The sequence below is a fragment of the Cupriavidus sp. IK-TO18 genome (assembly GCF_015549295.1).
In the GTDB taxonomy this organism is placed as follows: Bacteria; Pseudomonadota; Gammaproteobacteria; order Burkholderiales; family Burkholderiaceae; genus Cupriavidus; species Cupriavidus oxalaticus_A.
In genome coordinates this window covers 118,574-143,697 of sequence record NZ_JADGMP010000006.1, presented here as the reverse complement: position 1 = coordinate 143,697, position 25,124 = coordinate 118,574, and the positions used below count along the sequence as shown (strand labels likewise).

At 58.8% G+C, this 25,124-nt stretch carries 21 protein-coding genes; 12 read left to right on the top strand and 9 right to left on the bottom strand.

Features of this window, described 5'->3' with window-relative positions; translation table 11 throughout:
* Positions 1-22: 22 nt before the first annotated feature.
* From IPF36_RS04595 to IPF36_RS04565, 7 genes are all read left to right on the top strand, one after another.
* Complete coding sequence (locus IPF36_RS04595) at positions 23-2,233, top strand: glycosyltransferase (protein ID WP_195427414.1); 2,211 nt, start codon at positions 23-25, stop codon at positions 2,231-2,233.
* A 56-nt stretch (positions 2,234-2,289) separates the two neighbouring features.
* The gene (locus IPF36_RS04590) at positions 2,290-3,285 is read left to right on the top strand and encodes a hypothetical protein (protein ID WP_195427413.1); all 996 of its coding nucleotides are present in this window, start codon (positions 2,290-2,292) and stop codon (positions 3,283-3,285) included.
* 85 nt (positions 3,286-3,370) lie between these two features.
* Entirely contained in the window at positions 3,371-4,543 is a 1,173-nt protein-coding gene (locus IPF36_RS04585) for a nucleotide sugar dehydrogenase (protein ID WP_195427412.1), read from the top strand.
* A 13-nt stretch (positions 4,544-4,556) separates the two neighbouring features.
* On the top strand, positions 4,557-6,023 hold the full coding sequence (locus IPF36_RS04580; protein ID WP_195427411.1) for a glycosyltransferase family 2 protein: 1,467 nt from the start codon (positions 4,557-4,559) through the stop codon (positions 6,021-6,023).
* 523 nt (positions 6,024-6,546) lie between these two features.
* The gene (locus IPF36_RS04575; RefSeq protein ID WP_135702510.1) at positions 6,547-6,888 is read left to right on the top strand and encodes a hypothetical protein; all 342 of its coding nucleotides are present in this window, start codon (positions 6,547-6,549) and stop codon (positions 6,886-6,888) included.
* The gene (locus tag IPF36_RS04570) at positions 6,885-8,066 is read left to right on the top strand and encodes a hypothetical protein (protein ID WP_255519673.1); all 1,182 of its coding nucleotides are present in this window, start codon (positions 6,885-6,887) and stop codon (positions 8,064-8,066) included. The genes IPF36_RS04575 and IPF36_RS04570 overlap by 4 nt, the downstream gene beginning before the upstream one ends.
* Before the next feature lie 15 nt (positions 8,067-8,081).
* Positions 8,082-9,443, top strand: a complete 1,362-nt coding sequence (locus tag IPF36_RS04565) for a cytochrome P450 (RefSeq protein ID WP_195427410.1) — start codon at positions 8,082-8,084, stop codon at positions 9,441-9,443.
* Between the two features lie 18 nt (positions 9,444-9,461).
* Here the strand turns inward: IPF36_RS04565 and IPF36_RS04560 are convergent, their stop codons facing one another.
* Entirely contained in the window at positions 9,462-10,514 is a 1,053-nt protein-coding gene (locus tag IPF36_RS04560) for a hypothetical protein (protein ID WP_195427409.1), read from the bottom strand.
* A gap of 744 nt (positions 10,515-11,258) precedes the next feature.
* Here IPF36_RS04560 and IPF36_RS04555 point away from each other — a divergent pair.
* From IPF36_RS04555 to IPF36_RS04540, 4 genes are all read left to right on the top strand, one after another.
* Entirely contained in the window at positions 11,259-11,549 is a 291-nt protein-coding gene (locus tag IPF36_RS04555; protein ID WP_167884537.1) for a hypothetical protein, read from the top strand.
* A gap of 304 nt (positions 11,550-11,853) precedes the next feature.
* Positions 11,854-12,486 (top strand): PadR family transcriptional regulator, encoded by a 633-nt coding sequence (locus IPF36_RS04550; protein ID WP_368671113.1) that lies wholly within the window; start codon positions 11,854-11,856, stop codon positions 12,484-12,486.
* Positions 12,487-12,564: 78 nt separating this feature from the next.
* Positions 12,565-13,392, top strand: a complete 828-nt coding sequence (locus IPF36_RS04545) for a siderophore-interacting protein (protein WP_195427408.1) — start codon at positions 12,565-12,567, stop codon at positions 13,390-13,392.
* 79 nt (positions 13,393-13,471) lie between these two features.
* Positions 13,472-13,864, top strand: coding sequence for a hypothetical protein (locus IPF36_RS04540; RefSeq protein ID WP_195427471.1), 393 nt, complete (start codon positions 13,472-13,474; stop codon positions 13,862-13,864).
* Positions 13,865-13,906: 42 nt separating this feature from the next.
* Here the strand turns inward: IPF36_RS04540 and IPF36_RS04535 are convergent, their stop codons facing one another.
* The 3 genes from IPF36_RS04535 to IPF36_RS04525 form a co-directional block, all read right to left on the bottom strand.
* Entirely contained in the window at positions 13,907-14,152 is a 246-nt protein-coding gene (locus IPF36_RS04535) for a hypothetical protein (protein ID WP_195427407.1), read from the bottom strand.
* Positions 14,153-14,242: 90 nt separating this feature from the next.
* Entirely contained in the window at positions 14,243-15,130 is an 888-nt protein-coding gene (locus tag IPF36_RS04530; RefSeq protein WP_195427406.1) for a phage integrase N-terminal domain-containing protein, read from the bottom strand.
* Between the two features lie 1,840 nt (positions 15,131-16,970).
* On the bottom strand, positions 16,971-17,186 hold the full coding sequence (locus IPF36_RS04525) for a helix-turn-helix domain-containing protein (protein WP_116321080.1): 216 nt from the start codon (positions 17,184-17,186) through the stop codon (positions 16,971-16,973).
* Between the two features lie 882 nt (positions 17,187-18,068).
* Here IPF36_RS04525 and IPF36_RS04520 point away from each other — a divergent pair.
* On the top strand, positions 18,069-19,271 hold the full coding sequence (locus IPF36_RS04520; RefSeq protein WP_195427405.1) for an RNA-guided endonuclease TnpB family protein: 1,203 nt from the start codon (positions 18,069-18,071) through the stop codon (positions 19,269-19,271).
* A 42-nt stretch (positions 19,272-19,313) separates the two neighbouring features.
* On the opposite strand, the gene alaC is transcribed toward IPF36_RS04520, so the two are convergent.
* The 5 genes from alaC to IPF36_RS04495 form a co-directional block, all read right to left on the bottom strand.
* A complete protein-coding gene (gene alaC, locus IPF36_RS04515; RefSeq protein WP_195427404.1) occupies positions 19,314-20,534 on the bottom strand; it encodes an alanine transaminase in 1,221 nt (406 codons plus the stop codon).
* A gap of 122 nt (positions 20,535-20,656) precedes the next feature.
* Positions 20,657-21,802, bottom strand: coding sequence for an enoyl-CoA hydratase/isomerase family protein (locus tag IPF36_RS04510; protein ID WP_195427403.1), 1,146 nt, complete (start codon positions 21,800-21,802; stop codon positions 20,657-20,659).
* An 8-nt stretch (positions 21,803-21,810) separates the two neighbouring features.
* A complete protein-coding gene (locus IPF36_RS04505; protein WP_135702524.1) occupies positions 21,811-22,581 on the bottom strand; it encodes an enoyl-CoA hydratase in 771 nt (256 codons plus the stop codon).
* Positions 22,578-23,483 carry a 3-hydroxyisobutyrate dehydrogenase gene (mmsB, locus tag IPF36_RS04500; protein ID WP_195427402.1) on the bottom strand — a complete coding sequence of 302 codons (906 nt, stop codon included), beginning with the start codon at positions 23,481-23,483 and terminating at the stop codon, positions 22,578-22,580. The genes IPF36_RS04505 and mmsB overlap by 4 nt, the downstream gene beginning before the upstream one ends.
* A 104-nt stretch (positions 23,484-23,587) precedes the next feature.
* Complete coding sequence (locus tag IPF36_RS04495) at positions 23,588-25,111, bottom strand: CoA-acylating methylmalonate-semialdehyde dehydrogenase (protein ID WP_195427401.1); 1,524 nt, start codon at positions 25,109-25,111, stop codon at positions 23,588-23,590.
* Positions 25,112-25,124 lie beyond the last annotated feature (13 nt).

Genomic DNA, 25,124 nt, shown 5'->3' with positions numbered 1-25,124 from the left:
ACATTCGAAAATAGGGTTTAAAATGGTCAAAGAAGATTCGCAGGTGACATATTCACTAGCAAAGGTCGCGAATGCAGCGTACCGGGACGGTAACTATGCGCGTGCTATTGAGGCATATCGGAAGTTGGTCGTCGATCATGATCGCGTTCATTTTTCCGATAATATCAAGTGGAGTCATCGCCGCTGGTCGGAAGGTAAGTCGATGGGAGCTGCCACTGAGTGGCGTCCATCACTCCTTTTTGTAACAGCAGGGCTAAAAGGGCCCACTGCCGGCGGTGGTATCGCTACTTGCTTCTTTAACATGATTGCAGCCGTTGCAAGTGAAGGAAGCGCTCAGGTAACGGTTCTTTATGCGGCGCATCCATACTATTCAAAAGGCAATTTTGCCCACTGGGAAAAGGTGCTTCGCGAAGAGCATGGGGTAAAGTTCGTCGGTCTCGGTACCAACCTGAAAGACTATGGCTCCGTTGAGATGAAGCGCTCCTACGCAATCTCTCGGTTTCTTGAGCAGCGAGATGGCGCTTTCGACAAGGTTATCTTTCACGACTTCGGCGGTTTGGCCTTCTACAGTGCGTTAGCCAAAAAACAAGGCTTGATGCTTCAGAATACTGAACTTGTCATCTCAGCTCACGGGAATCATGAGCTGTCGTACTTTTTCGGTTCGAAGAAAGTGCAAACATGGTCCGAGTCGGCGGTGATGTACATGGAGCGAAGCTCACTACGACTCGCGGATAAAGTGCTAACGCCTAGTCAGTACTATGCTGACTGGTTCAAAGACAAATTCGGCATTAATGGGATTCGTGTCCAACCGAACATAATTTCGAAGGCAGATCCTGCTGTCGGCGATAAACCAATATCGCTGCCCACGGATGCTAAAAAGGATACCGTCGTTTTCTACGGTCGTTTTGAACGACTAAAAGGAATTGATGTTTTCATGGACGCCATTGATGCCTTGAAGAGTGCCGGGAAAGACTACAATGTTGTGTTCGCGGGAAACGGGACGAAGATTGACGGAGTGGATGCCAAGGACTACGTCTGCGAACGTTTAGGCGCGATTGGCGTCGCCCCACACTTTGTCTTTGATACTAAACCGGCATTGATTTTCGATTACGTGCGCCGTGTCAAGGGTTTGTGTGTATTTCCAACCTTGGGTGAAACATCATCCTGTGTAGTGGTGGAGTCGATTCTCGAATCGGTGGATTTTATTGTTTCCGATATTCCTGGCATCAAAGAACTCGTGGCCGAAGAGCACCATGCGGACGTATTTAGTAAAGCAGGCGACCACGCGGATTTAGCGGCACGGATCGACAAACATTTTTCGAGGTCAGGCAGTCGTAACCCCACGCGCCTCTCGTTTAATATGGACGATAACCGTAAAGAGTGGGTTGATCTGCTGACAAAAATTAATTATTCCTATTTGGATGATGCTGCGGATGATTTATTATCGGGACCTTTGGTTTCTATAGTCATTCCGACGGCCGACCGCCCGGATTTGCTGAAGCAAGCGCTTGACTCGATCGCCAATCAGAGCTACGCGAATACCGAGATAATCGTTGTTGACGATAATAGTGAAGCAGCGGAACTCAATGAAGAGATCTGCAGGGAATATGGGGCGAAGTACTTGAAGTTGAACGACAAGCGATATAAGGGCGCGGCGTGCAATTTCGGAGTTCAGCACGCTCAGGGCACTCTCGTATGCTTCTTTGATGATGATGATCTTGCGGACGTCGATATGCTCTCGACATACATTCGAACCTTCGCCCGGCAACCGGACGTCGACGTCCTAAGTTGCTTTGCTGGCGTGTTCGAGCACGCCAATCAGAAAGGGGTGCAGCTTCCTAATGTGGAATATGCGTCGTTGGCCTTAGGCGGTAACAACGAAACAAATTTCGCATGCAATTTTTTCGGAAAAGGCACCTTTATTATTAGAGCTGACAAATTTCGTGAGGTCGGAGGATACGAGATCGATTATGGCGCTGTACCGATGGTGGATTATCGGTTCTATATAAAGGCGGCTCTGAAGGGGCTTAAGATCGCGATTGTGCCGCGAGTGTTGTATTTGTATCGAAAGAATTCTCCGAATAGCCTTTTCTACAGTAAGACAGGTCAGAAGCGAATGATGTATCTGGCTAAGCACGGCGTACAGAAGGTGTTTATGGATCATTTCGGGGAAGAAATGGGACGTGCCTTTGTTCCGCATATTTGGAATATCGGTCAACCAAAATATGAATAAAGTCAATATTTTTTCGGCTTATTGAGATTTTGGGTGCTTGGATTAATGGTGTTGATGTGAATGATCTTGGGTTGATATTTTCGCACGCAGACGTGAGGGCATTTGCTAACGAATTTGTATGGGGAGGCGAGTGTGATCACCTCGTGGTGAGCTTTTCTGCATGGAATCCGAACGGGAACGGTGTTCCCTTTGGCCCAGGTTTTTTTCACTCTCGCCGGGTGCCGGCAATTTTCATCGTCCAGCACAAAAATCACTGGTGGCATACAGACGCGTTGCACGCAATAGCAAGTCGTGTAAGAGAGATTGCGGCCGACAGGGCTCGCGGCATTGTTTGTTACGGTAGTTCAATGGGAGGATACGGCAGCTTACATTTCTCTTCGCTGTTTCACGCCACTCGCTCAATAGCAATTGCGCCACAGATATTTATTAGTGATGCGGTAATTCCTGAGGAAACCAGGTGGGCTGTTGAGCGAAAAAAAGTTGAGTTGCAATTTGACGAAGTAAGGAATTTGCGCGACGTCCGCTGCAATTCTTATATTTTCTATGACTCTCGACATGCGCAGGATTCTCTGCATGTTGAGCGACTGCGCTCAGTGGGCGTTGGCGCCCAATTTCATGCACTTGAAGTTCCATTCGCGTTGCATGATGTTGCTCGTGCGCTGGTGAAAGTGCAAGAATTCAAAGATTTTGTCGTAAAACATCATCGTGACGACAACTTCGATATTGATCGTTTGCGAGTGGCGTGCGCCTCTGCTCATCAGTTTGATGACAAAGTGTTTTTGAATAGATTAAGACATGTTCCCGTTAAAAATATTATAGACAGCGAAAAAACGAGATTGCTGAATGTGATTTCTGACAATACCAAAATTCTGGATTTTGAAGCGCTTTATTTTGCGGCGGAAGGGCTTATGAGGCTTGGGTTGCATCAGGAGGCATTGGACTGTTCGACCCGTTCGCTAGAAAAGTATCCAATGAAGGTTTTGCCACGGTACCTGGAATTGAAGCACGAGCGCGTCCGCAAAGCATTTGAATCTGCTATGCATCCAGATTAACCGTTAAGTTAATTTTCGATTTGCTGGATTCGATTCACGTGATGATCGTGTTGAATCGTTCGCAAAAAGTTTTATACGTTTAAAAATGTTAAAAATTGCGATTGCCGGTACGGGTTACGTAGGCCTATCTAATGCGGTGCTTCTTTCGCAGCATCACAACGTGGTGGCGCTAGACATCGATGAAACAAAGGTTGCTCAGCTGAATGACAGGATTTCGCCTATTTCAGATTCGGATATTGAGCACTATCTTGCTACGAAAAATTTGTCGCTGCGAGCTACGCTGGATAAGAAAAAGGCTTACGGTGATGCGGATTTCGTGATCATCGCGACTCCTACTGATTATGATCCAGAATCTAATTATTTCAATACGAGATCAGTGGAATCGGTAATTCGTGACGTTATTGCAATCAACCCCGACGCGGTGATGGTGATCAAATCGACGGTGCCGGTTGGCTTTACGGAGCGAATGCGAAGGGAAGTAGGCTGCAGCAACCTCATTTTCTCGCCTGAGTTTTTGAGGGAAGGTAAGGCTCTTCACGATAACCTCTACCCCAGCCGCATTGTTGTGGGAGAACGGTCGAGCAGAGCTCTCCGGTTCGCGGATCTTTTGGTCGAGGGAGCCCTAAAAAAGGATATTGAGGTGCTGCTAACAGACAGTACCGAAGCGGAGGCGATCAAGCTTTTTGCAAACACGTTCCTCGCGATGCGTGTGGCTTATTTCAATGAACTTGATACCTATGCTAGGGTGCATGGCCTTGACACACGACAGATCATCGAGGGCGTATGTCTTGATCCCAGAATTGGTGCCCACTATAACAATCCTTCGTTTGGATATGGGGGCTATTGTTTGCCGAAGGATACTAAGCAGCTTTTGGCAAACTATAGTGACGTTCCCCAAAACTTGATTAATGCGATTGTTGAGGCTAATCGTACGCGGAAGGACTTTGTCGCGGAGGATATTCTTCGGCGCAAGCCAAAGGTGGTCGGGATTTATCGTTTGATCATGAAATCGGGGTCCGACAACTTCAGGGCTTCATCGGTCCAGGGCATCATGAAGCGTATCAAGGCCAAGGGCATTGAAGTGATCGTATATGAGCCAGTACTGAAGGAGCCTGATTTCTTTCATTCCCGTGTCGTGAATGATCTCGCCACATTTAAGCGTGAGGCCGATATCGTTGTCGCCAACCGGCTGACAGATGAGATTCGCGAGATCGAAGACCGGGTGTACACACGGGATCTCTTCGGCGGCGATTTTTGAATGGATTTTTTAGATGTTGAATCGCTTGCTTTCACTGTGGCATCTGCGCAAGCGGAGGTTTGCGTACGCACTCGCGTATATGAAAGGAGAGGGCAAACGAGCGAACGGATGGAGGCTGTGGTCGTACTACCGCCTTGGCATGTACGCCTCGGTGATCTCCCACGAGCCTGCCGATTATTCCTGGCAAGGGATCTTCGCTCGGGCCGTGTCGTTCGCTGCTTGTGGACACCGAAAGGAGGCGGAGGAGTGCGGACGGATGATGCTGCGTAGGGATGACTGTGCCTCCCAGTTGCCGGCTTTAGCGGCAGCTATGGCACCCTATCTTCCGGAATTCGCGCTTGAGCTCCTCGAATTCGATGTCAACGCTTGGTCGTTGAAGGCAGCGTTGCTGCTTCGTACTAACCGTTCGGAAGCTGCTGAGCGCTTTCTGATTTCCGCTTTTGCGGAAGGCCGTCAGAGACAATACCCCGAACTGCATCTGCATATGTCAAATGCATTAGGGGACGAGCCGGCAAAGCAACTGGCACGGCTGAATGCCTATTTAGAGACTTTTGATGTGCCTTCTGTGGCCTTGCGGGACGTGCGTAAGCCGCCCGCTCCGGCGAATTTGAAAGCCGCAGAGCCTTTGTCCCACGTCGATGGTCCGCTGGTGACTGTACTGATGACAACCTTCGAAACAGGTGATAGAGCGGACGTGGCAATCGCATCAGTTCTTGAGCAAAGCTATCGAAATCTTGAATTGATTGTGATTGATGATGCGAGCCGTGATGGTACGTCAGAGATTGTCCAGTCGTGGGCGCGCCGTGATAGTAGGGTCAAATTTCTTCGGCTCAAACGTAATGGGGGAACTTACTTGGCGAAGAACATTGGGTTTTCCCATGCGAAAGGGACGTTCGTAACCTGTCATGACTCCGATGATTGGTCTCATCCTTCAAAGATTGCTCAGCAGGTGAAGCCGCTTCTGAACGATGAGCGCTTGGTTGCAACGACGTCCAACTGGATTCGGCTTCAAGATGACGGCGTTTTCTTCTCGCGGCAAGTGCATCCGCTGGCGCGGATCAATCCGTCGTCGCCGCTATTCCGAAAAGACAAGGTCCAGCAACAGGTCGGGATGTGGGACAACGTGCGAACTGGGGCTGATAGTGAGTTTCTTGCCCGAATCCGCCTGGTTTTTGGGCCTGCTGCTGTACATCGCATCAGTCAGCCCCTAGCGTTCGGATCTCACCGTGAAGGGTCTCTGATGACTGCGAAGTCAACGGGATACTCCGCAAGCGGGATTTCAACCCAGCGACTTGCATATTGGGAAGCTTGGTCTCGCTGGCATATCAGGGCACTGAGGGCCGGCCGAAAGCCGCGACTGACGGCAGACATAATATCCGGATCGAAGCTACGACCTTTCCCTGCCCCGGATGGCATCGTCCTGAAAGAGTGTGATGTGAAAGAGGGTTTCGTCGGAGCAAGCCTTCACCGGAATGGATAGACGGTGCCCTTGTGGGTTGTTGATCTATCCCTATTGGCTTATCGCGATTTCTCGATTTATATATGTTCGTCCTGCCAATCCTCGGCGGCCGAGACAATCAGTACTGCGGCAAACGCGATAAATGCCAGTAGAGCAAGGCTGAGGGTCAGCATGCGTGTCCTTTATCGTGCGTTGGTGTCCTTCTGCTAAATAATGACCTTTGAGTGAGAGATTGGAATTGGCTAAAACCCTGTACATTGCCCAATTTTTGCTGGCATAGGGTTTCATTTTTGAGATGCTGGTGACTTTAGGGGCGCTTTGCTTAGGGAAAACCACACCCAAGAGTCGTGTTTCAAAAGTGCAACAGTGCAAACTCTAATCTCGACACAGTTGGCCTATCCACTGGCTAACCGACGGAACCAGCATGCAACTGTCGCTATACTATTTCGCGGCCAGACTCAGACCGTTTCCTTCCGTCAGCAACTGAACTGCCTTTGCTCCGCTGCGCCCCAGCACCAACCCCTTCATACCAACGCCCCCCGCCATGAGAGAACGCATCGCCGGCTTCCTGCTGATGATTTTTATCGTCCCGCTAGCCGTCCTCGGATACCTCCTGATCGTCTACATCGGCTTTTTCGGCAAAACCGAACGTGGCCGTGCGGGCGTGCGCGCGCTGGATCATTTCGTCAATGCGACGCTGCTCAACGGTTATGCCTGGGAGTCGGTGTCGTCGCACGCCTGGCGCGAGCAGCACCGCTGGTGGGCGCGCTTCATCATCTGGTTCACTGACAAGTTCCAGCAGGACCACTGCCGCCGTGCCAACAAGCGTGAGCAGCCAATCGTGGACCTGGTGCTGAAGAAGAACCTGCACCACCGGACGCAATGATGGACGCAGCGGTTCAGGATAAGCCTGCGCAAGCCACATCCAGCCAGGTGAAGCACCGCAAGGTCTATTACGTCAGCGGTTTCGATCCGCGCGGCGCGTCGTACTATCACCGCTTGTATCGCGAGGAGTCGGTCAAGCAAGCCGTGCATCATGGTGGAACGGTCAGCGTGGGTGCGCGGAACAAGCTGGGCGAGCATGTGAGTGCCTGGACCGTGGACGGTGAGTGGGGCGGGCATTCGGTGTCGACGCAATACCAGTTCCTGCATTGGGATGATCTGGTGCGCAGGCATTGGGAACCCAGTTTGCCTAAATTGGTGTTCTCGACCTTGGGCAGGTATGCGCGCTATATCGGATGTGGCGCATTTGGCCGGCTCAGCAAGACATTCCGCGGGCCTTTCTACAGTGCCCTGTATCCGCTGGTCTATCTGTTACTACTGGTGCTGCTGTCGGCCGGTTGTGGCGCCGGGGTCAAGGCGCTGCTGTCGGCCGTAGGCGGCAATGCGTGGTTCGCGTTGGCGGGAGGTATTGCTGCCGGCGCAGCCCTGTTTAGCGGTGGTATTGCGCTGGCAAACCGGCTGGCGGTGTTCTGGCTGCTGCAGATCTACCGCTTTGTGCAGGGATGGGGCGAGCGTGAGCCGGAGGACGTCAAGGGCCGGATCGCGGTTTTTGCCGAATGGATCCGCCAGGACCTGGAAGCGTCTTCGTGCGACGAGGCATTGGTAGTCGGCCACAGTGTCGGCTCGATCGTCGGCGTGTCGCTGGCGGCACGGTTGGTTGAGGTGCTTACGCCTGCGCAGCGCCGCCAGGTTACGCTGGTCACGCTGGGCCAGTGCATTCCGCTTCTCGGCCTGATGCCGAGCGCAAAGGCCTTCCGGCACGATCTCAAGCGTCTTTCCGAAGAACGCGACATGCAATGGCTCGACATGAACGCGCGCGCTGATTCGCTTTGCTTCTCGCAAGCCAATCCGCTGGACATCTCCGGCATTGCCGGTGCGGGCGTCGGCCGTCCGACTGCGCAAGTGGTGCGCCCGTTCCGCATGTTCAGCAAGCAGGACTACGCCCGCATGAAGCGCAGCAAGCAGCGCCTGCATTTCCAGTACCTGATGGCAAGCGCGTTGCCGAATGAGTACGACTATTTCCGGATGACGGCCGGCCCGAGCCGCGTCCAGCCCTATTGAATTCCCCCCATTGCAATGAATTTCCAGCCGCCTTACCCCAAGCCGCACACGCGCAAAAGTTCGTTCCTGTTGCGCTTCCTGCGCGGCTGGAACTCATGGATCGATGTGCTGTTCGAGCGCAGCTATTCGATGAAGATGGGCAAGATCTCGCAGCCCGGCATGGACATATTCATGGTGAACGATGCCGACTGGGTGCGTAAGATCCTGGGCGATACGCACGAGTATCCCAAGCACAAGCTGATGCACCGGATGCTGGAGCCGCTGCTGGGCACCAGCATTTTCACGACCAACGGCAAGGTGTGGGAGCGGCAGCGCCGGCTGGTGGAGCCGGCGTTCGCGCAGGCGCGGCTGAAGCTGGTGTTTTCGCTGATGGCCGATTCGGTGGCGGGGATGACGCGGCGGCTGGATGCGGTGGCGGACGGGCGGTCGTATGAGGTGGATGGCGAGATGACGTACGTGACCGCCGACATCATTTTCCGGACGATCCTGTCGGAAAACCTGGAGGAGTCTGCGGCGAAGGAGATCTACGACGCATTCCTGGAGTTCCAGCATCACGCGCAGCGGGCGATGATCCTGATGATCTATCGGTTGCCGCCGGTGATCTCTGCATGGAAGAGCAAGCGTGCGGCCAAAAAGATCCGTGTGATCCTGTCAGAGATCATCACGCGGCGACTGGCCGAGCGTGACAGCGGGCAGGGGAGTGCAACGCAGGACATCCTGGCCGGCATGATGGACGCGGTCGATCCGGTCAACGGCGACCGCTTCACCTATGAAGAGCTGGTCGACCAGGTTTGCATGCTGTTCCTGGCCGGCCATGAGACGTCCGCCAGTGCGCTGACGTGGGCGCTTTACTTGATCTCGCAATGCCCGCACCTGCAGGACAAGATGCTTGCCGAGATCCAGGAGGCCGTCGGTGATCGCGATTTCGAGCTGAGCGACATCAAGAGCCTGCCGGCGGTCGGCAATGTGTTCCGCGAAACGCTGCGGCTGTATCCGCCGGTCGGGTTCTTCGTGCGCGAGGCGGCGCAGTCGCAATGCATTCGCGACAAGTCGGTGAAGGAGGGCTCGCCGATCCTGATTTCGCCGTGGCTGCTGCACCGGCATCGTACGCTGTGGGAGCGGCCGGACGAGTTCGATCCCGACCGCTTCGATACGCAGGCCGGCAAGGAGTCGTCGAAGTGCGCGTATATCCCGTTCAGCAAGGGCCCGAGGGTATGCATCGGTGCGGCCTATGCCACGCAGGAGGCGGTGCTGATCCTCGCCAGCATCGTGCGGCGCTATCGGGTCGAGGCGGACCCTGGCCATGTGCCGAAGGTGGTGGGGCGCGTGACGATCCGATCCGGCAACGGCGTCCGGGTCCGCCTGCATCGCCGCTAACGGGCACGCTGCGCACCGCTAGAATCCGCTGATGCGCAGGCCGATCGAGAACAACGCAAATGACCGATCCAGCTTGCTGGCCGTGACCGGGTTGTAGAGCATCGGCACATATCCCATCAGGCTGTTCTGCGCGCCCTGGCCGCGCAAGAATACGTCTACGTAGCGATTGATCGCGTACGACGCCTGCAGCACGATGGTCTGGTTGAATTGCGACTTGGGCGCGCCATAGGCGGTATAGCGGTCGTCCAGTTCACGGAAGAAGTACTGCGCGTGGTAGCCGGCCACCAGGCTCCACGCCCCATAGCGCCACCGCCACGAGCCGCCGGCGCCGATGAATGCGCCGTCGTCATTGAAGCCCTCGCCCGCGTCCAGGCCGATCTGCCCGGCGTTCATGCGGAAGCCGCCGCTGGAGATGGTGGCGCGGCCGACCCGGCATGGCGCCGCAAGCGTGCCGAGGGCCATGTTATCGGCGCCGACCCTGACGTTGTACAGGCAGGAGCCCTGTTTCAGCGTGCCCTGGATATCGCCGGCGCGAACCCAGCTGTAGCCGGCGCTTAGGAAGCCTGTCAGGAAGTGGTTGGTCCAGGGCTGGCCTGTGTAGATCACGTCGGCCTGTACTTGCGTATCGTTCGGGTGCGCGATGGTGAAATCGCTGAACTTGCCGGACGAGGCGGAGCCGCTCTTGCTGAGGCTGCCGGTGTTGTTGCCCCACGCGGACAGGCGCAGGGTCAGCTTGCGGCCTGCATCGGGCGTCGTGACGAGGCCATAGCTGGTGGACGCCAGCCAGCTGTCGATGCCGGCGGAATCGTCGCCATACGTGACGTGCCGGCGCCAGTATCCCGCCTCCAGCGACCACGCGGGCGATAACTTGTAGCCCGTGCGGAAATGCCCGCCCTGGTAATGGCCGCCTGCGTCATAGGCCGCTTCCGCGAAGAACCCCCGCGCTGATGGAACCACCGGTTCCGCGCTCAGCAGTGCATCCTCCATGGCGCCGTGCGCCGTTCCCCATGGCGCCAGCATCATGGCACCGATACAGATTGCAGTGAGCCTGCGCTGCGTGTTGGCGGCCATGCTGTTTCCCCGGTAGCACTTGTTGTTCTTGAATCCATCTCTGTGCGGACACCGCAGCGTCTGTCGCGCTGCTTGGCGTTAAATGAATGTTGGAAAGCGGAGCGGGGACAATCAACGTGACTTGGTGCGGTATCGCACTCATTCGCCTCTGACGGCGCAGTAGGAGTTACAGCAGCCATGCGCTCCGCTTCGCACCTGATGCGTCACGCAATCATTAATTGGGGAAATCTTGACGACGACGGCTTCAGCGGGCCGCACCGATGGCTTTGACAACGAAGGCTCGCGCCGCGGCCGCAAGTTCAGGGCTCAGGGAAGTGCCGCTGACTGGCACTTCGATGCTGTGGCTGCCTGCGCCCAATTTTTGCGAATGTGCTCATACTGGCCGGCAGAGCCTTTCGCCATACTGGTCACGTCGCTGCCATCGTAGTGACCGGGTTTAGCAGCCCGAGTGAAAAGGCCGGACGACCGCCTTCTGGCGGTATTCTTACGTCCGTCGTGCCTGCGCACGCCCCTTTCATGGGCGGGCCTGGCAGGGGAGCCCTCGGGCTCGCCGGTTCCTTTTCTCGGTCTGCTAACCCTGCCTTGCGCCCGCCCACCCCAATTAGCAGCGGGGAGCGGGACTGAAACCGTATGAAAAGGGAGGCCGTTCCATGATCCAGTCTTTGCTTGCCCATACTGGGCGATTGGCATTTTCACGCACCTGCACAATGCACCAGAGCGCGCCCGCGCATGCGGAGGTGCACCATGTATAGCCATAGCCATCACGGCATTACAGCGGAACACAATGGTGTCGACATGCTCGTGACCGCCCACAGCCAGGGCGAAAATCCTCTGAGCCTTGCAGCAGAACGCGCGGCCCAGCTTCATGGCTTGTTATTGATGGCCAGCGACTATGGGGCCTCCGGCGAGAATTTAAGCGCCCTTAACCAGCAGACTTGGGAGAGCCTGCTTTCCCTTGCAGCCAAGCTGGCCCATGAGACTGAGGTGTTGAGTGAGTTGGCCTTGGTACATGGCGCGGCATTGCTGCGCGACTAATGTCGCGGGTGGCCGCGGCATTCCGCAGCTGCCGAGCAACCCGGCCCTGCAGAGTGGCACAGGCGGGGCCATATCTGGAAGCCGTTGAGGCGCAGCCCAATCGTTATCAGGCCATATGACCGGCCCCGTCGACTCGCGGTCACGGGGTTGTAGAGCTCGGCACATGGCCAATAAGTGGGTTGACTTTAGATCGTACGATATATATCGTACGATCTATCTAACGATATACGCATTGCTTATGCGCCACCATGCTCATCACCAAAGCCACCCACACGCCTCTCACGGCACGGTACGAGAAGCATTCATGCGACTCGCTCCGCACCCCATGCGTCACGCCATGGGCCGAGGCGGCGCCGGCTTCTGGGGCAACCGTGACGACGACGGCTTCAGCGGCGGTGGCCCTGGCGGCTTCGACGACGAAGGCTGGCGCCGCGGCCGCAAGTTCAGCGCCGATGACCTGCAGCTGCTGCTGCTCAGCCTGCTCGAAGAAAAACCCAGCCACGGCTACGAACTGATCAAGGCGCTCGAAACGCGCACCAACGGCTTCTACAAGCCGAGCCCCGGCGTGGTGTACCCCGCGCTCACCTACCTGGAAGAAGTCGGCTACGCCACCGTCGACACCGAAGGCAACAAGAAGCGCTACCAGTTGTCCGAAACCGGCAAGGCGCACCTCGCTGCCAACCGCGAGCGAGTCGATGTGATGGTGGCCAAGCTGCGCCATGTGGCCCGCAAGATGGAGTGGATGCGCCGGGCCATGAGCGGCGAGCCGCAGCCGGAACCGGAGCAGGGCGGCTGGCTGCCCGAGCTGATGCAGGCGCGTGGCGCGCTCAAGCGCGCCATGGTGATGCGCAGCGAAGCCGGCGCCGACGAGCAGCGCCGCATTGCCGCGATCCTGATGCGCGCAGCGGCCGAGATCGAAGCCGGTCCCCAGGCCTGAACCGTGGCGCTGACGCTGGCATCTGCGATCGGCACCCGGGCCCGGCAGGTGCCGGGCCTGCAACCAAGGAATTCCTCTATGACTGCAAACGCTACTGAATCCAATCGCGATCTGTCCGTGCAGCGCGTGCGCCATCCGCTCAGGATGCGCCTGCTGCAAGTGGTGCGCACCGCGCAGGTCACGCCGCAATTGCTGCGGGTCACGCTGGGCGGTGCCGAGCTGGAAGACTTTGTGTCGGCCTCGTTCGACGACCACGTCAAGGTGTTTTTCCCCGTGAACGGCGCCGACAAGCCGGTGCTGCCGCAGGTCGGCCCGGACGGCATCAGCTTCCGTGAAGGCCAGCCTCGTCCGGCCGCGCGCGACTACACGCCGCGCCGCTACGACGCCGCCGCGAAAGAGTTGGATATCGAATTCGTGCTGCACGGCGACGGGCCTGCGTCGACGTGGGCGGCGCAGGCGCGGCCGGGCCAGTACCTGGGCGTTGGTGGTCCGCGCGGCTCGTTCGTGGTGCCGGCGGGCTTTGACTGGCACCTGCTGGTCGGCGATGACACAGCACTGCCCGCGGTGGGGCGCCGGCTGGAAGAGTTGGGTGCGGCGTCGCGCGCTATCGTCGTGCTTGAGGTGCCCGATGCCACCGCGCAGATTGCGTTGCCGAGCGAGGCGCAGGTCGAGGTGCACTGGCTGCATCGCGGCGATGCTCCCGAGGGCAGTCTGCTCGAAGCGGCGCTGCGCCAGGTGACGCTCCCGCAGGGCGAAGGCTATGTCTGGGCCGCGGGAGAGGCCGTGGCGATGAAGGCCGTGCGGCAGTACCTGGTCGGCGAGCGCGACATCGACAAGAAGCGCATCCGCGCATCGGCCTACTGGAAGCGCGGCGATGCGGCGGTGCACGAGACGCTGGACGACTGAGCCCACGGCGGCGGCACGATGTACGCGGGCACGGCGTTGCCATAAGATGGCAGGCAACGTCACCGCCGGGAGGACTGCCGTGCTGCCTGCATCCAAACCGTTGCGCATCATCGCGGCCGCCGCGGCATCCGTTGCCATGCTGGCCGCCTGCGCGCCGGACGCCGTACGCAACCGCCAGGCCTCCGACTTCAATGCCTATCTCGATTCGCTGAGGACCGCGTGCCCGAACATGATCGTCGGGACGAACAATATCAGCGACTGGCTGCGTACCAGCGGCAGCCGCAGCGACGACGATTACGTCTACTGGCTGGACCAGACCTCGCGTCTGTACTACCAGCGCATCTCGGTGAAGCAGTACCGGGATTCCATCAGTGCGGCACTGGGTGGGCGTTCGGACGCACCCGCCCTGGATTGCATCGTTCGCAACCTGCCGACTGACAGGCCAACCCACTTGCCGGGCGGCAGGCTGTGAGTGCATGGGACGGGGCGCTGGGCCCTCGCATGCTCAGTTTGATTAGGTGGCTTTTTCCTCTGACCAAAAGGTCAGGTCCACCGACACACGGGTGCAGCCCAAGTCGCGTAGGTAGTACAAGGTGCGCTCAAGATTATCAAATCGGTGCGGCTCTTTTTTTCGCGAGCGCAGCCACTGGAAACCATTGATACGTACATACCAACCGTCGCGTGCCGACAGCACCTCAACAAATTCCACCAAGTGGCGTGAAAGCAAAGCAACAAATTCCATTTCAAAGAGATCAGTCATGTATTGCTCCTTGCCGAAATAGCTTCGGATGATGATAAAAATAAAGTCGATGCCACGCATTGGATTTATATTGAGCGGCGTCTATCAATGCTAACGACCTAGATAAACTGCAGTAATTTCCTCGCGATTGTGGCCCAGTTCCGAAGACACCTGCAGTCGTGCTACGCGATCAATGTTTCGCTGTTCCGGGCTGAGTTGGGGTGCGATCGGGCCTCCCGCCGCGGGGGCGAGCCAGCCCGTTAGCTGCTGGTATCGTCGCTGGGCATATTGATGTCGAAGCCCATGCAACTTCGATAGACCAGCTTTCTTTACAGCCCGGACATAGCGGCGAACCTGATCGATATAGCGGAGCTGTTTGGGGATCATGGAGCCGTTTCCGCAGAATACAATGGCACGTGCAAGGACTGCGCGCTGATGTTCATCTGTGATTGGTACAATACGTGATCGTCCACCTTTACACCAAGACGATTTAAGTTTGATCTCACTCACTTCATCCAAGGGCCTGCCAGATAGCGCGTATTTCGCCTGAAACTTCAGGCATTCCTCACGTCGTAGTCCGAAGGCAAACTGCAATTCGATAGAGCACCTCAGACGTTCATCAGAGATCTTTTGTAGATACTCATCGTCAATAGTCAGTGCTTTCGAAATATTCGTCACATAGCGGCGCTTCGCAATCTGCAGTTCGCCATTGCTGCGCGGCACGCAGTTTTGCTTGCCGACTTTCTCCGCCCACCACCTTACATGGGACATGCGGTTTTTCATGGTGCTTGCCGCGATGCCGCTGGCCTTCCATCGTGCCACCAAGGCTTCAACATGCTTTGGCTTTAAACCGGTCGCAGGGAGCGTTCGGAAACCCATGTCCTTGAGGTCATGAGCTACTTGTGCCAGCACGTACTTGCGAGCAGCTTGCGTCGCATACGAGCCATCACGATTGCGCTTTACCAAGCGCATCAGGTCAGCAAAGATATCGATCTTCATTTCACTCCTTCAATTTTGTCTGCGTCAATTCTGGTCAGTGATAAATGCGACTGGCTGATACCAGTCCTGGCACCGTGCCCCTCAGGACGCGATACGGGTACGTACAGCCGCTAGCCTCGGCATCACCATCAAGGCCGGTGCGTCCCGCTTGGGGTACGTACAGACGTGTTGGCGACGACATGCCGGGCCCGCGTGAGGCGGAAACCAATCTCCGCCTCCATTGCTTTCCAACAAACAACTGCTTGCACTGCCGGATGTCCGCTTTTAGAGTGCGGACAAACTCTCCGAAGATGCTTCGGATATGCTCAGGATGGCCCGAGAAAAATGCGCAGGAAGAAGTGAGTAAAGGAGTCTTTACATCGATGCGAAGTAAGTGTAGAAAAACGTATATCGTGTCATTCGAATAAATAAGCGATTAGCTATCGATCAAGGAAACTGAAGTGAAAGAAGGTAATCGTAAAGGGTGTGATTTTCATGTTTAAAGGGTTGACCAAAAATATATGCTCATGTACTTCGATGGTAAGGAATATTGGTAGCATGAATAAATGAACGAAAAAATCATGGAATGCCGGATCTTCTACATGAAGAAATATCATCTTGTAGATTTGGTGTGATCTCGATGAGCCTGGCACGTCTCATGAAAATTCATAAAGAAACGTAAGTAAAATCTTTAAATAAATGGAGTGCTTGATTGAATGCGCCGCTATGGAAATGTATGCGTAGTAGGCCTTGGTAGGCCTTTAACTATGTCTGTGAAATCGAGCTGTGAAGGCCTTCAAGTCGATGGGGTGCTTCAGTGATCGACCCATCAAAACGACGTTGGGATCGCTGGAAGTGGCTCGTTTAACGAGCCGGTCCAGACTGGAAAAATGAAGAAATTACGCGTGATACCAGTGAGCTCACGCCTCGCAACGAGCTAATTTATTCGGTGTAGGAGCTTGCAATGCGGCTGCCTCGAACGGGCGAAACGTGTCATCCCGCGTATATGCAGGACAAATTCTCACACTGGCGTCGATCTTGGGCGCGCCCATGTCAATTGAACTCAAAGGCCGACTGCGGTGCGGCGTACGCAACAGTAAAAGGTCTCGCAGCCCTGCTCAGAAGCGAGAGAAGGTCTGTGGAAATCGCGCCAGTTGATGCCTGGTCGAACTAGGGAGCCCAGTCAGGAGCGCTAAAAGTGGCCGAGTTACGGCTGAGGCGGCAGTCACCGAGATAAGGTGCCCGCCCGAATAAGTCATGCCGCGTATAGCTTGTGGCGAGTAGCGCAGAGGGTCGATGCGCGCGAGGCGGGAAGTGACATTGGCATAATGTGCGAAATCGACTTTTCTAAGTCGCAACTCCGCCGGACCTTTAGTCCATGTCGGAGTTGTCGCTATGCATCGAGGCGCACAAGCGTGTACCGCGATGAGCCTGTCAAGTCGGTTGAGCTGAGGCTGGAAAAACTGCCGTGCGGCGCGCGCAACGAAATATCGTTCCGCCGCGTTCAGGGGCAGTGGGGCCAATTGTAACCCGGCCAGCTTGCGCAATGGACGGACTTAGAGAGCCCAGCCAAAGGCCAAAAAATGAACGCGTTATGACTTAGGCGATAGACACCGTAGTGAGGTGCCCGGCCGGAGAAGTCCTGCCGCGTACAGCTTGTGGCGCGCAGCGCCAAGGTCGATGCCCAGAGGGCGAGAAGTAACCCTAGCTTAATATGCGATATCGACTTTTGCAAGTCGCAACCGCGCCAAACCTTTGGCCTACGTGGAACGCTGCCAGTTCGCCGCCCTCATGGTCGCCCATTGGGTATGTTTAGTTGGTTTTCACAAGCGGTTCGGACCCAGAGGGTTGACAGGCGCGCTCATAACGTGCTGAAGAGTTCCGCTACGCTGATGCGGAGCGCGGTGGCCAGTGCTTCGATGGCGTCCAGGGAGGGGTTTGCGGCACCCGTTTCTATACGGCTCATGTATGTGCGCGCAAATCCCACATCATCGGCAAAGGCCTCTTGGGACAGGCCGGTGGCCTGCCGAAGCTCGCGAATTCGTTCGCCGAAGCGATGGCGTAAGGTTTTCTTCATACCCGCCACTCTCGGAGTATGAACACTAATCGGCCACACACTAATCGTGACATAAGTTGCTGGATGGCGTATGCTGTTTCTGCGCGGGAGGCTGTTGCCGTGCAATCGCACAACGGCTTACTGGCACTACGATCAGTGCTAGGCTGGCCTTTACAAGTCAGCTGTACAAAGGGGTGACTGCTTGTAGCAGCTATTGGGGTGCCAGCTTCTCTTGATCGCTGCCGGACGAATCCGAGAGGGAGTTGCCGGGAGAATTCGGTCTAGTATTTCTCGTATGCTCATTGACCTGCGTTTGTGTGGTCAGGCAGGAACTCTCCTGCTGCGACACACAAAATATTCGGGGAGTCGTTATGACGATCGGCTTAGCCGCGTTGGCGGTGGGTCTACCTATCGCTGCATTTTTCATCTGGGTTGCACAGAACAGCCTGCGCGCGCAGGAAAATGAGCGCGAGGAGCGCCGCAGGCAAAGTTTCGAGTGTCAAAGTCTACGTTGCAAAAGAAATCGGACGAGTAAATTGCCCATGGCCTTTGGTAATTTTCGTCTACGCAGAAACAGCGCTCTAACGGTTCGTTCCTCTCGCTCGCTTTGGGGTCATTGCGCACGCTGTCGATTTCCTTCCCGCAGCTAAGTATGGGTGTGGCGCGTGTTGTGGCTCGCCAGGAGAGTGCAACGCCTTGAGCCTTGCCCCCTTGCTGTCGCGCAGTTGTGGTAGTCCATCCGTCGTAATCGAGTCTTATCCTGTACTCGCATGTCCAGACCTTTCTTTGGCGAGGACGTTGCGACGGTTGTTGGTCACGAAGACCAAATGAACACGAATCTGGAAGACGCAGTGGCGGCAGCTTCAGAACCCTTTCCTCATGGTCCCAGTGTAAAAAGGCCCGATGCAACGTTTCCAAGCCTTCAAGTTCGAGCTAAGGCCGAATGGCGAACAGCAGCGCAACATGCAGCGCTTTGCTGGTTCGTGCCGATTCGTCTACAACAAGGCACTCGCGTTGCAAAAGGAGAACTACGAGGCGGGCGGTAAATTTATCGGCTATGTGGCAATGGCCAAGCGCCTGACTGAGTGGCGTAATGGGCCGGTAACGCCTTGGCTCAAGGACTCTCCAGTTCACCCACTACAACATGCGCTCAAAGACTTAGAGCGGGCCTACAAGAACTTCTTCGCCAAGCGAACTGCATTTCCGTGCTTCAAGAAGAAGGGCCTGCGGGACAGCTTTCGCTACCCCGACTCGAAGCAGATCAAGCTGGATCAGGGAAACAGCCGCATCTTCCTTCCCAAGCTTGGATGGATTCGATACCGCAATAGTCGGAATGTGCTCGGCGAGGTGCGCAACGCCACCGTGTCCCAAAGCATGGGCAAGTGGTTTGTCTCGATCCAGACGGAGCGCGAAGTCGAGCAGCCGATGCCGCAGGCAACCAGTGCCATTGGCATCGACGTTGGTATTGCCCGTTTCGCAACATTCAGCAACGGCTCGTTTCTCGAGCCGCTCAACAGCTTCAAACGCCACGAGGCTCAACTGCGCCGTGCACAGCGGTCGATGAGCCGCAAAACGAAGTTCAGCAACAACTGGAAAAAGGCGAAAGCCAGGCTTCAGCGTATTCACGCCCGCATTGGAAACACGCGCCGCGACTTCCTTCACAAGGCCACGAGCACAATCAGCCAAAACCACGCGATGGTGTGTATCGAGGACTTGCAGGTGGGGAACATGTCTAGGTCGGCAGCAGGCACGGCCGAGACGCCAGGCAAGAACGTTCGAGCTAAGTCCGGCCTGAACAAGGCCATCCTCGACCAAGGCTGGTACGAATTCCGTCGCCAACTAGAATACAAAATAGCATGGAATGGCGGCTGGCTCATAGCCGTGCCGTCTCAGCACACTAGCCGGATCTGCCCCAGATGTGGCCACGCAGCTGCGGAGAATCGGCAGACCCAAGAGCGCTTCGCCTGCGTGACCTGCGGGTTCGAGGGGCATGCCGATCTCGTCGGCGCGATCAATATTCTGGCGCGGGGACAACGCGTTGCAGCCTGTGGAGAGCCGGTGCAGTCATGCCGCTCAGCGAAGCAGGAACCCACCGAGACGATCTGAAATGGCGATTGTCGTTTCAGACGTGGTAGGAGTCCTCGGCCGTCAGGCAGGGGTGGATGTCAACAGCCCGTCCGCGCGGAACATCGCCTTGATCCCTCGCACCGCCTGCCGAATGCGCGATTCGTTCTCAATTAGCGCAAAGCGTACGTATTCGTCGCCGTAGTCGCCAAAGCCGATGCCCGGTGACACGGATACCCTGGCCTTTGCCAGCAACTGCTTGGCGAACTCCAGCGAGCCCAGGGCGCGGTAAGGTTGCGGTATGCGCGCCCAGATATACATAGACGCCTTCGGGATATCTACCGGCCAGCCGGCTTCGATCAGCCCCTTCGCCAGCACGTCACGGCGCGACTGGTATTGCGCGGCGATCTCCTGCACGCATTCCTGGTCGCCTTCCAGCGCGGCGATGGCCGCGATCTGCACCGGCGTGAAGGTGCCGTAGTCGTGATAGCTCTTGATGCGCGTCAGCGCCGCCACCAGGTCCGGATTGCCGACCATGAAGCCGATGCGCCAGCCCGCCATGTTGTAGCTCTTGGACAGCGTGAAGAACTCCACCGCGATATCCTTGGCGCCCGGCACCTGCATGATCGAAGGCGCCTTCCAGCCGTCGAAGACGATGTCAGCGTAAGCCAGGTCGTGCACGACGAAGATATCGTGCTTGCGCGCCAGCGCGATCACGCGCTCGAAAAAATCGAGCTCGACACATTGCGCGGTAGGGTTGGACGGAAAGCCCAGCACGATCATCTTGGGCTTGGGATAGCTGCCGCGGATCGCGCTTTCCAGCTCGGCAAAGAAATCGATGCCCGGCACCAGCGGCACCGAACGGATATCGGCCCCGGCGATCACCGCGCCGTAGATATGTATCGGGTAGCTGGGATCGGGCACCAGCACCGTGTCGCCGCGATCCAGCGTGGCCAGCATCAGGTGCGCCAGGCCTTCCTTGGAGCCGATGGTGACGATGGCCTCGGTATCCGGGTCGATCTCGACGTCATACCGCTCGCGATACCAGTGCGAGATCGCACGCCGCAGCCGCGGGATGCCCTTCGATGCGGAATAGCCGTGCGTGTCGGGCCGCTGCGCCGCCTCGGTGAGCTTAGCCACGATATGCGCCGGCGTGGCGCCGTCGGGGTTGCCCATGCTCATGTCGATGATGTCCTCGCCACGGCGGCGGGCGGCCATCTTAAGCTCAGCGGTGATGTTGAAAACGTACGGAGGAAGACGATCGATGCGCGCGAAGCGGCGCTTGCCGGAGGAAGCGGCAGTCATGTGGAGTCCTTTACGTAAGCGCCCGGAACCGTCCGAGCGACGTCGGCAGCTGTTGTCTCAGCTGCCGTGGACTCATGTTAGCGGGGAAGTTGAAATTGCACAACGGATGGAAGTATATTCGTTCAGGCGGGAAGGACCAGCGGCAACGGTTGCTCGCCAGGCGCCCACCATGGCCGGAACAGTGCCTGCACGTCATCCGGCGCCACCGCCTCATAGCTGGTGGTGCGCCAGCGCGGCGCGTTGTCCTTGTCGACGATCAGCGCGCGCACGCCTTCGATGAAATCCCCTTGCGAGAAGGTGTTGACCACCACTGCCAGCTCCATGCGGAAGCAGTCGGCAAGGTCCATGCGCCGGCCGCGAAACAGCAGTTCGCGCGTGGCACACGCCGACAGCGGCGAGCGCGTACGCAGCACGTCGATGGTGCGCGTGGCCCAGGCGGTGTAGCGCGGGTCGTCCTGGCACGCCAGGCCGGCGAGGATTTCCGGCAGGGTGGCATGCGCGGGGAAGTGGCGTAGCAGCGCGGGCAGCACCTGCAGCAGCGGTGCGTCGGCGGCGCTCGTCACGGGTTCGCGCACCAGCGCATGGCGCAGGTCGGCGAGCACGTCGCGGCCCCACGTAATGCCGGCCAGTGTCTGCTCCAGCGTGGCCAGCGTGCCGCTGTCGACGGCGGCATCGGCCAGGCCGCACAGCAGCGCATCGGCGGCGCCGATGGTGACGCCGGTCAGGCCGAGATACAGCGCCAGCTGCACCGGCAGCTTCGACAGGAAATGGCTGGCACCGACATCCGGCACCAGCCCGATGCCGGTCTCCGGCATGGCCACGCGCGAGCGCTCGGTGACGATGCGCAGGTGCGCGGCCTGCGCCAGCCCCATGCCGCCGCCCATGACGACGCCGTCCATCAGCGCCACCAGCGGCTTGGGATAGCGGTGCAGGCGGTAGTCCAGCGTGTATTCGTCGATAAAGAAGCGCCGGTGCAGCGGTGTGCCGTCGCGGTAGCTGTCGTACAGGGCGCGGATATCGCCGCCGGCACAGAAGGCCTTGGGACCCGCGCCGCGCAGCACGACGGCGCGGATGGCGTCGTCCTGCGCCCAGGTTTCGAGCTGCGCGCCCAGCGCGACGATCATCGGGTACGACAGCGCATTGAGCTGGCGTGGCCGGTTCAGCGTGGCAATGCCGACGCCGTTGACGACGTCGAACAGGACCTCGGGCTCGGCGGCGTCCTGCGTGCCGGCATTGCGCGGCGAGATGGCCGATTCGGTCAGGCGCATGGCGGCTCCTAGGCGTTGCGCCATTGCGGCGCGCGTTTCTCGAGGAAGGCGTTGACGCCTTCGCGCTGGTCGGCGCCGTCGAACAGGTCGACAAAGCGCTCGCGCTCCAAGGCCAGCGCTGCCTGGCGCGGCACGCCCTGGCGTGCCAGGTGCACCAGCTGCTTGCTGTACGCCGCGGCGCGCGGGCTGACCTTGCAGGCGCGTTGCGCCATCTCCAGCGCAGTGGCCAGCGCCTGTCCGCGCGGCACCACTTGCTCGACCAGTCCGATGCGCAGCGCGGTGGCCGCGTCGACGCGTTCATTGGTCAGGATCATGCGCTTGGCCCAGCCTTCGCCAACCAGCCACGGCAGCGTCTGCGTGCCGCAGCCGCACGGCAGCAGGCCCACGGCGGCTTCGGGCAGCGCCATCTGCGCGTGTTCCTCGGCGATGCGGATATCGCAGGCGAGCGCGCATTCCAGGCCGCCACCCATGGCGTAGCCGTTGATGGCGGCGATGACCACGGGGCGCGCGTTCTGCAGCGCTTCGAAGGCGCTGCCGAATTGCTGCGCCATCGCGCGCGCATGGGCGCGGTCGCCGTCGGCGAAGCCGTTCAGGTCGGCGCCCGCGCTGAAGAACTTCTCTCCGGCTCCGGTCACGACAACGGCGCGGATCTCGGGATTGGCATCGATCTTTGCCACCAGATCGCGCAGTTGCTGCAGGCCGTCGGCGGTAAACGCGTTGGCTGGCGGGCGGCTCAGCGTCAGCGTGGCGACGTGGCCATCGAGGGCGAATTCGATCATGGCTGGCGCTCCTTGTCGGTGGCGGACAGGTACTGGCGGATCACGCCGGAGAAATCGAGCTGGCCTTCGCCGGCGTGGCTCATGGCCTGGTAGACCTGCTGCGCCAGCGCGCCCAGGAACAGCGGCTGCTTCACGCTGCGCGCGGCATCGGCGGCGAGGCCCAGGTCCTTGAGCATCAGGTCGGCGCCGAAGCCGCCGCTGTAGCCACGGCCGGCCGGAGCGGTATCGATCACGCCGGGCCACGGGTTGCAGGTATCGGACGCCCAGCAGCGGCCGGTCGAGGTATTGACGATGCCGGCCAGCACGTTGGCGTCGATGCCCAGCTTCACGCCCAGCGCCATCGCCTCGGACACGCCGATCATCGAGATGCCGAGGATCAGGTTGTTGCAGATCTTGGCGACCTGCCCGGTGCCGGTGCCGCCGCAATGGACCAGGTTGCGGCCCATGCCGGCGAGCACCGGGCGCACCTGCGCGAACAGCGCTTCGGGGGCGCCGACCATGAAGGTCAGCGTGCCGGCCTGCGCGCCGACAGTGCCACCGGAAACCGGGGCATCGGCCAGCGCATTGCCCTGGGCCTGTGCGGCGGCGGCGAGCTCGCGCACGGTGGCCGGATCGATGGTGCTGGAATCGACCAGCGGCACGCCCGGGCGCACGCCGGCGAGCACGCCGTCTTCGCCAAGGTAGGCGCTGCGCACGTGCGCGGCGGCGGGCAGCATGGTGATGACGAAATCCGCTTCCGCCACGGCCTTGCGCGCGGTATCCGCGCTGGCGGCGCCTTCGGCGCACAGCGCGGCGACGGTGGCGGCATTGAGGTCGAATACGGTCAGGGTATGGCCGGCCTTGAGCAGGTTGCGCGCCATGGGCGCGCCCATGTTGCCCAGGCCGATGAAGGCGATATGCATGGGGTGTCTCCTTCAGCGAAGGTATTTGAACAACGTTTGTTTTCTCCCCTCTCCCGCTTGCGGGAGAGGGGAGCAGACCGTCGGCCGTTGCGACGTGCCACGCCTCACTTCAAACTGATCGTCGTATTCACCCCGTCATTCACCGTCGCATCGTCAAACCACCGCGCCGTCACCGTCTTGGTCTGCGTGTAGAACTGCACCACCTGCTTGCCATACGGCCCCAGATCGCCCAGCTTGGAACCACGCGAGCCGGTGAAGCTGAAATAAGGCACCGGCACCGGGATCGGGATATTGATGCCAACCTGGCCGACGTCAATTTCGCTCTGGAACTTGCGCGCGGCGGCGCCGCTCTGCGTGAACACGCCGGTGCCGTTGCCGAACGGGTTGCGGTTGACCAGCGCGATGGCGTCGTCCAGGGTCTCGACGCCGATCACCACCAGCACCGGCCCGAAGATTTCCTCCGTGTAGATCGTCATGTCGGTGCCGACCTCGGTGAAGATGGTCGGCCCGATGAAGTTGCCCTGCGGATAGCCCGGCACCTGCACGTTGCGGCCGTCGAGCACCAGCTTCGCGCCTTCGCGCTCGCCGGCGGCGATCAGGCCGAGGATGCGTTCCTTCGCTGCCACCGAGACCACCGGGCCGACATCGGTGCCAGGCTCCGCGCCTGCGCCGACCTTCAGGGTCTTTGCGCGCTCGACCAGGTCAGGCACCCAGTCGCGCGCCGCGCCTACCAGCACCACCACGGAGGTGGCCATGCAACGCTGGCCCGCCGCGCCAAAGCCCGCGCCCGCCAGCGCATTCAGCGTCTGTTCCTTGTGCGCGTCGGGCAGCACCACGGCGTGGTTCTTCGCGCCCATCATCGACTGCACGCGCTTGCCATGCGCGCCGGCCAGGTTGTAGACGTGCGTGCCGACCGCGGTCGAGCCGACGAACGACACCGCCTTGATGTCCGGATGCGTGCACAACGCATCGACCACATCCTTGGCACCGTGCACCACGTTCAGCACGCCCGCCGGCACGCCGGCTTCCAGCGCCAGCTTGACCAGTTCCATGGTCGACAGCGGGTCCTGTTCCGACGGCTTGAGCACGAAGGTGTTGCCGCAGACGATCGCCATCGGGAACATCCACAGCGGGATCATCGCCGGGAAGTTGAACGGCGTGATGCCGGCGCAGACGCCGATCGGCTGCTGCAGCGTGTAGGTGTCGACGGTGGAGGCGACGTTCTCGGCAAAGCCGCCTTGCTGCAGCGTGCCGATCGAGCAGGCGTGCTCGACCACTTCCAGGCCGCGGAAGATGTCGCCCTCGGCATCGGCTAGCGTCTTGCCCTGTTCGGCGGTCAGGATGGCGGCGATGCGCTTGCTGTGCTCGCGGATCAGCGCCTGGTAGCGCAGCATGATGCGCAGCCGCGCGCCGATGGGCGTGTGGCGCCACGTGGCAAAGGCGCGGTGCGCGGCGCCGACGGCGGCGGCGACTTCGCTGGCGGTGGCCAGCGGCACGCGCGCCAGCACTTCCTGGGTGGCGGGGTTGACCACCTGGCGGAACTCGGTGGCGGACGATTCCACCCATTCGCCGTTGATCAGCAGCGGTACGGTCGGCACGGCATTGTCGGTCTTGGGCACTGCGCTCATGGTTGTCTCCGGA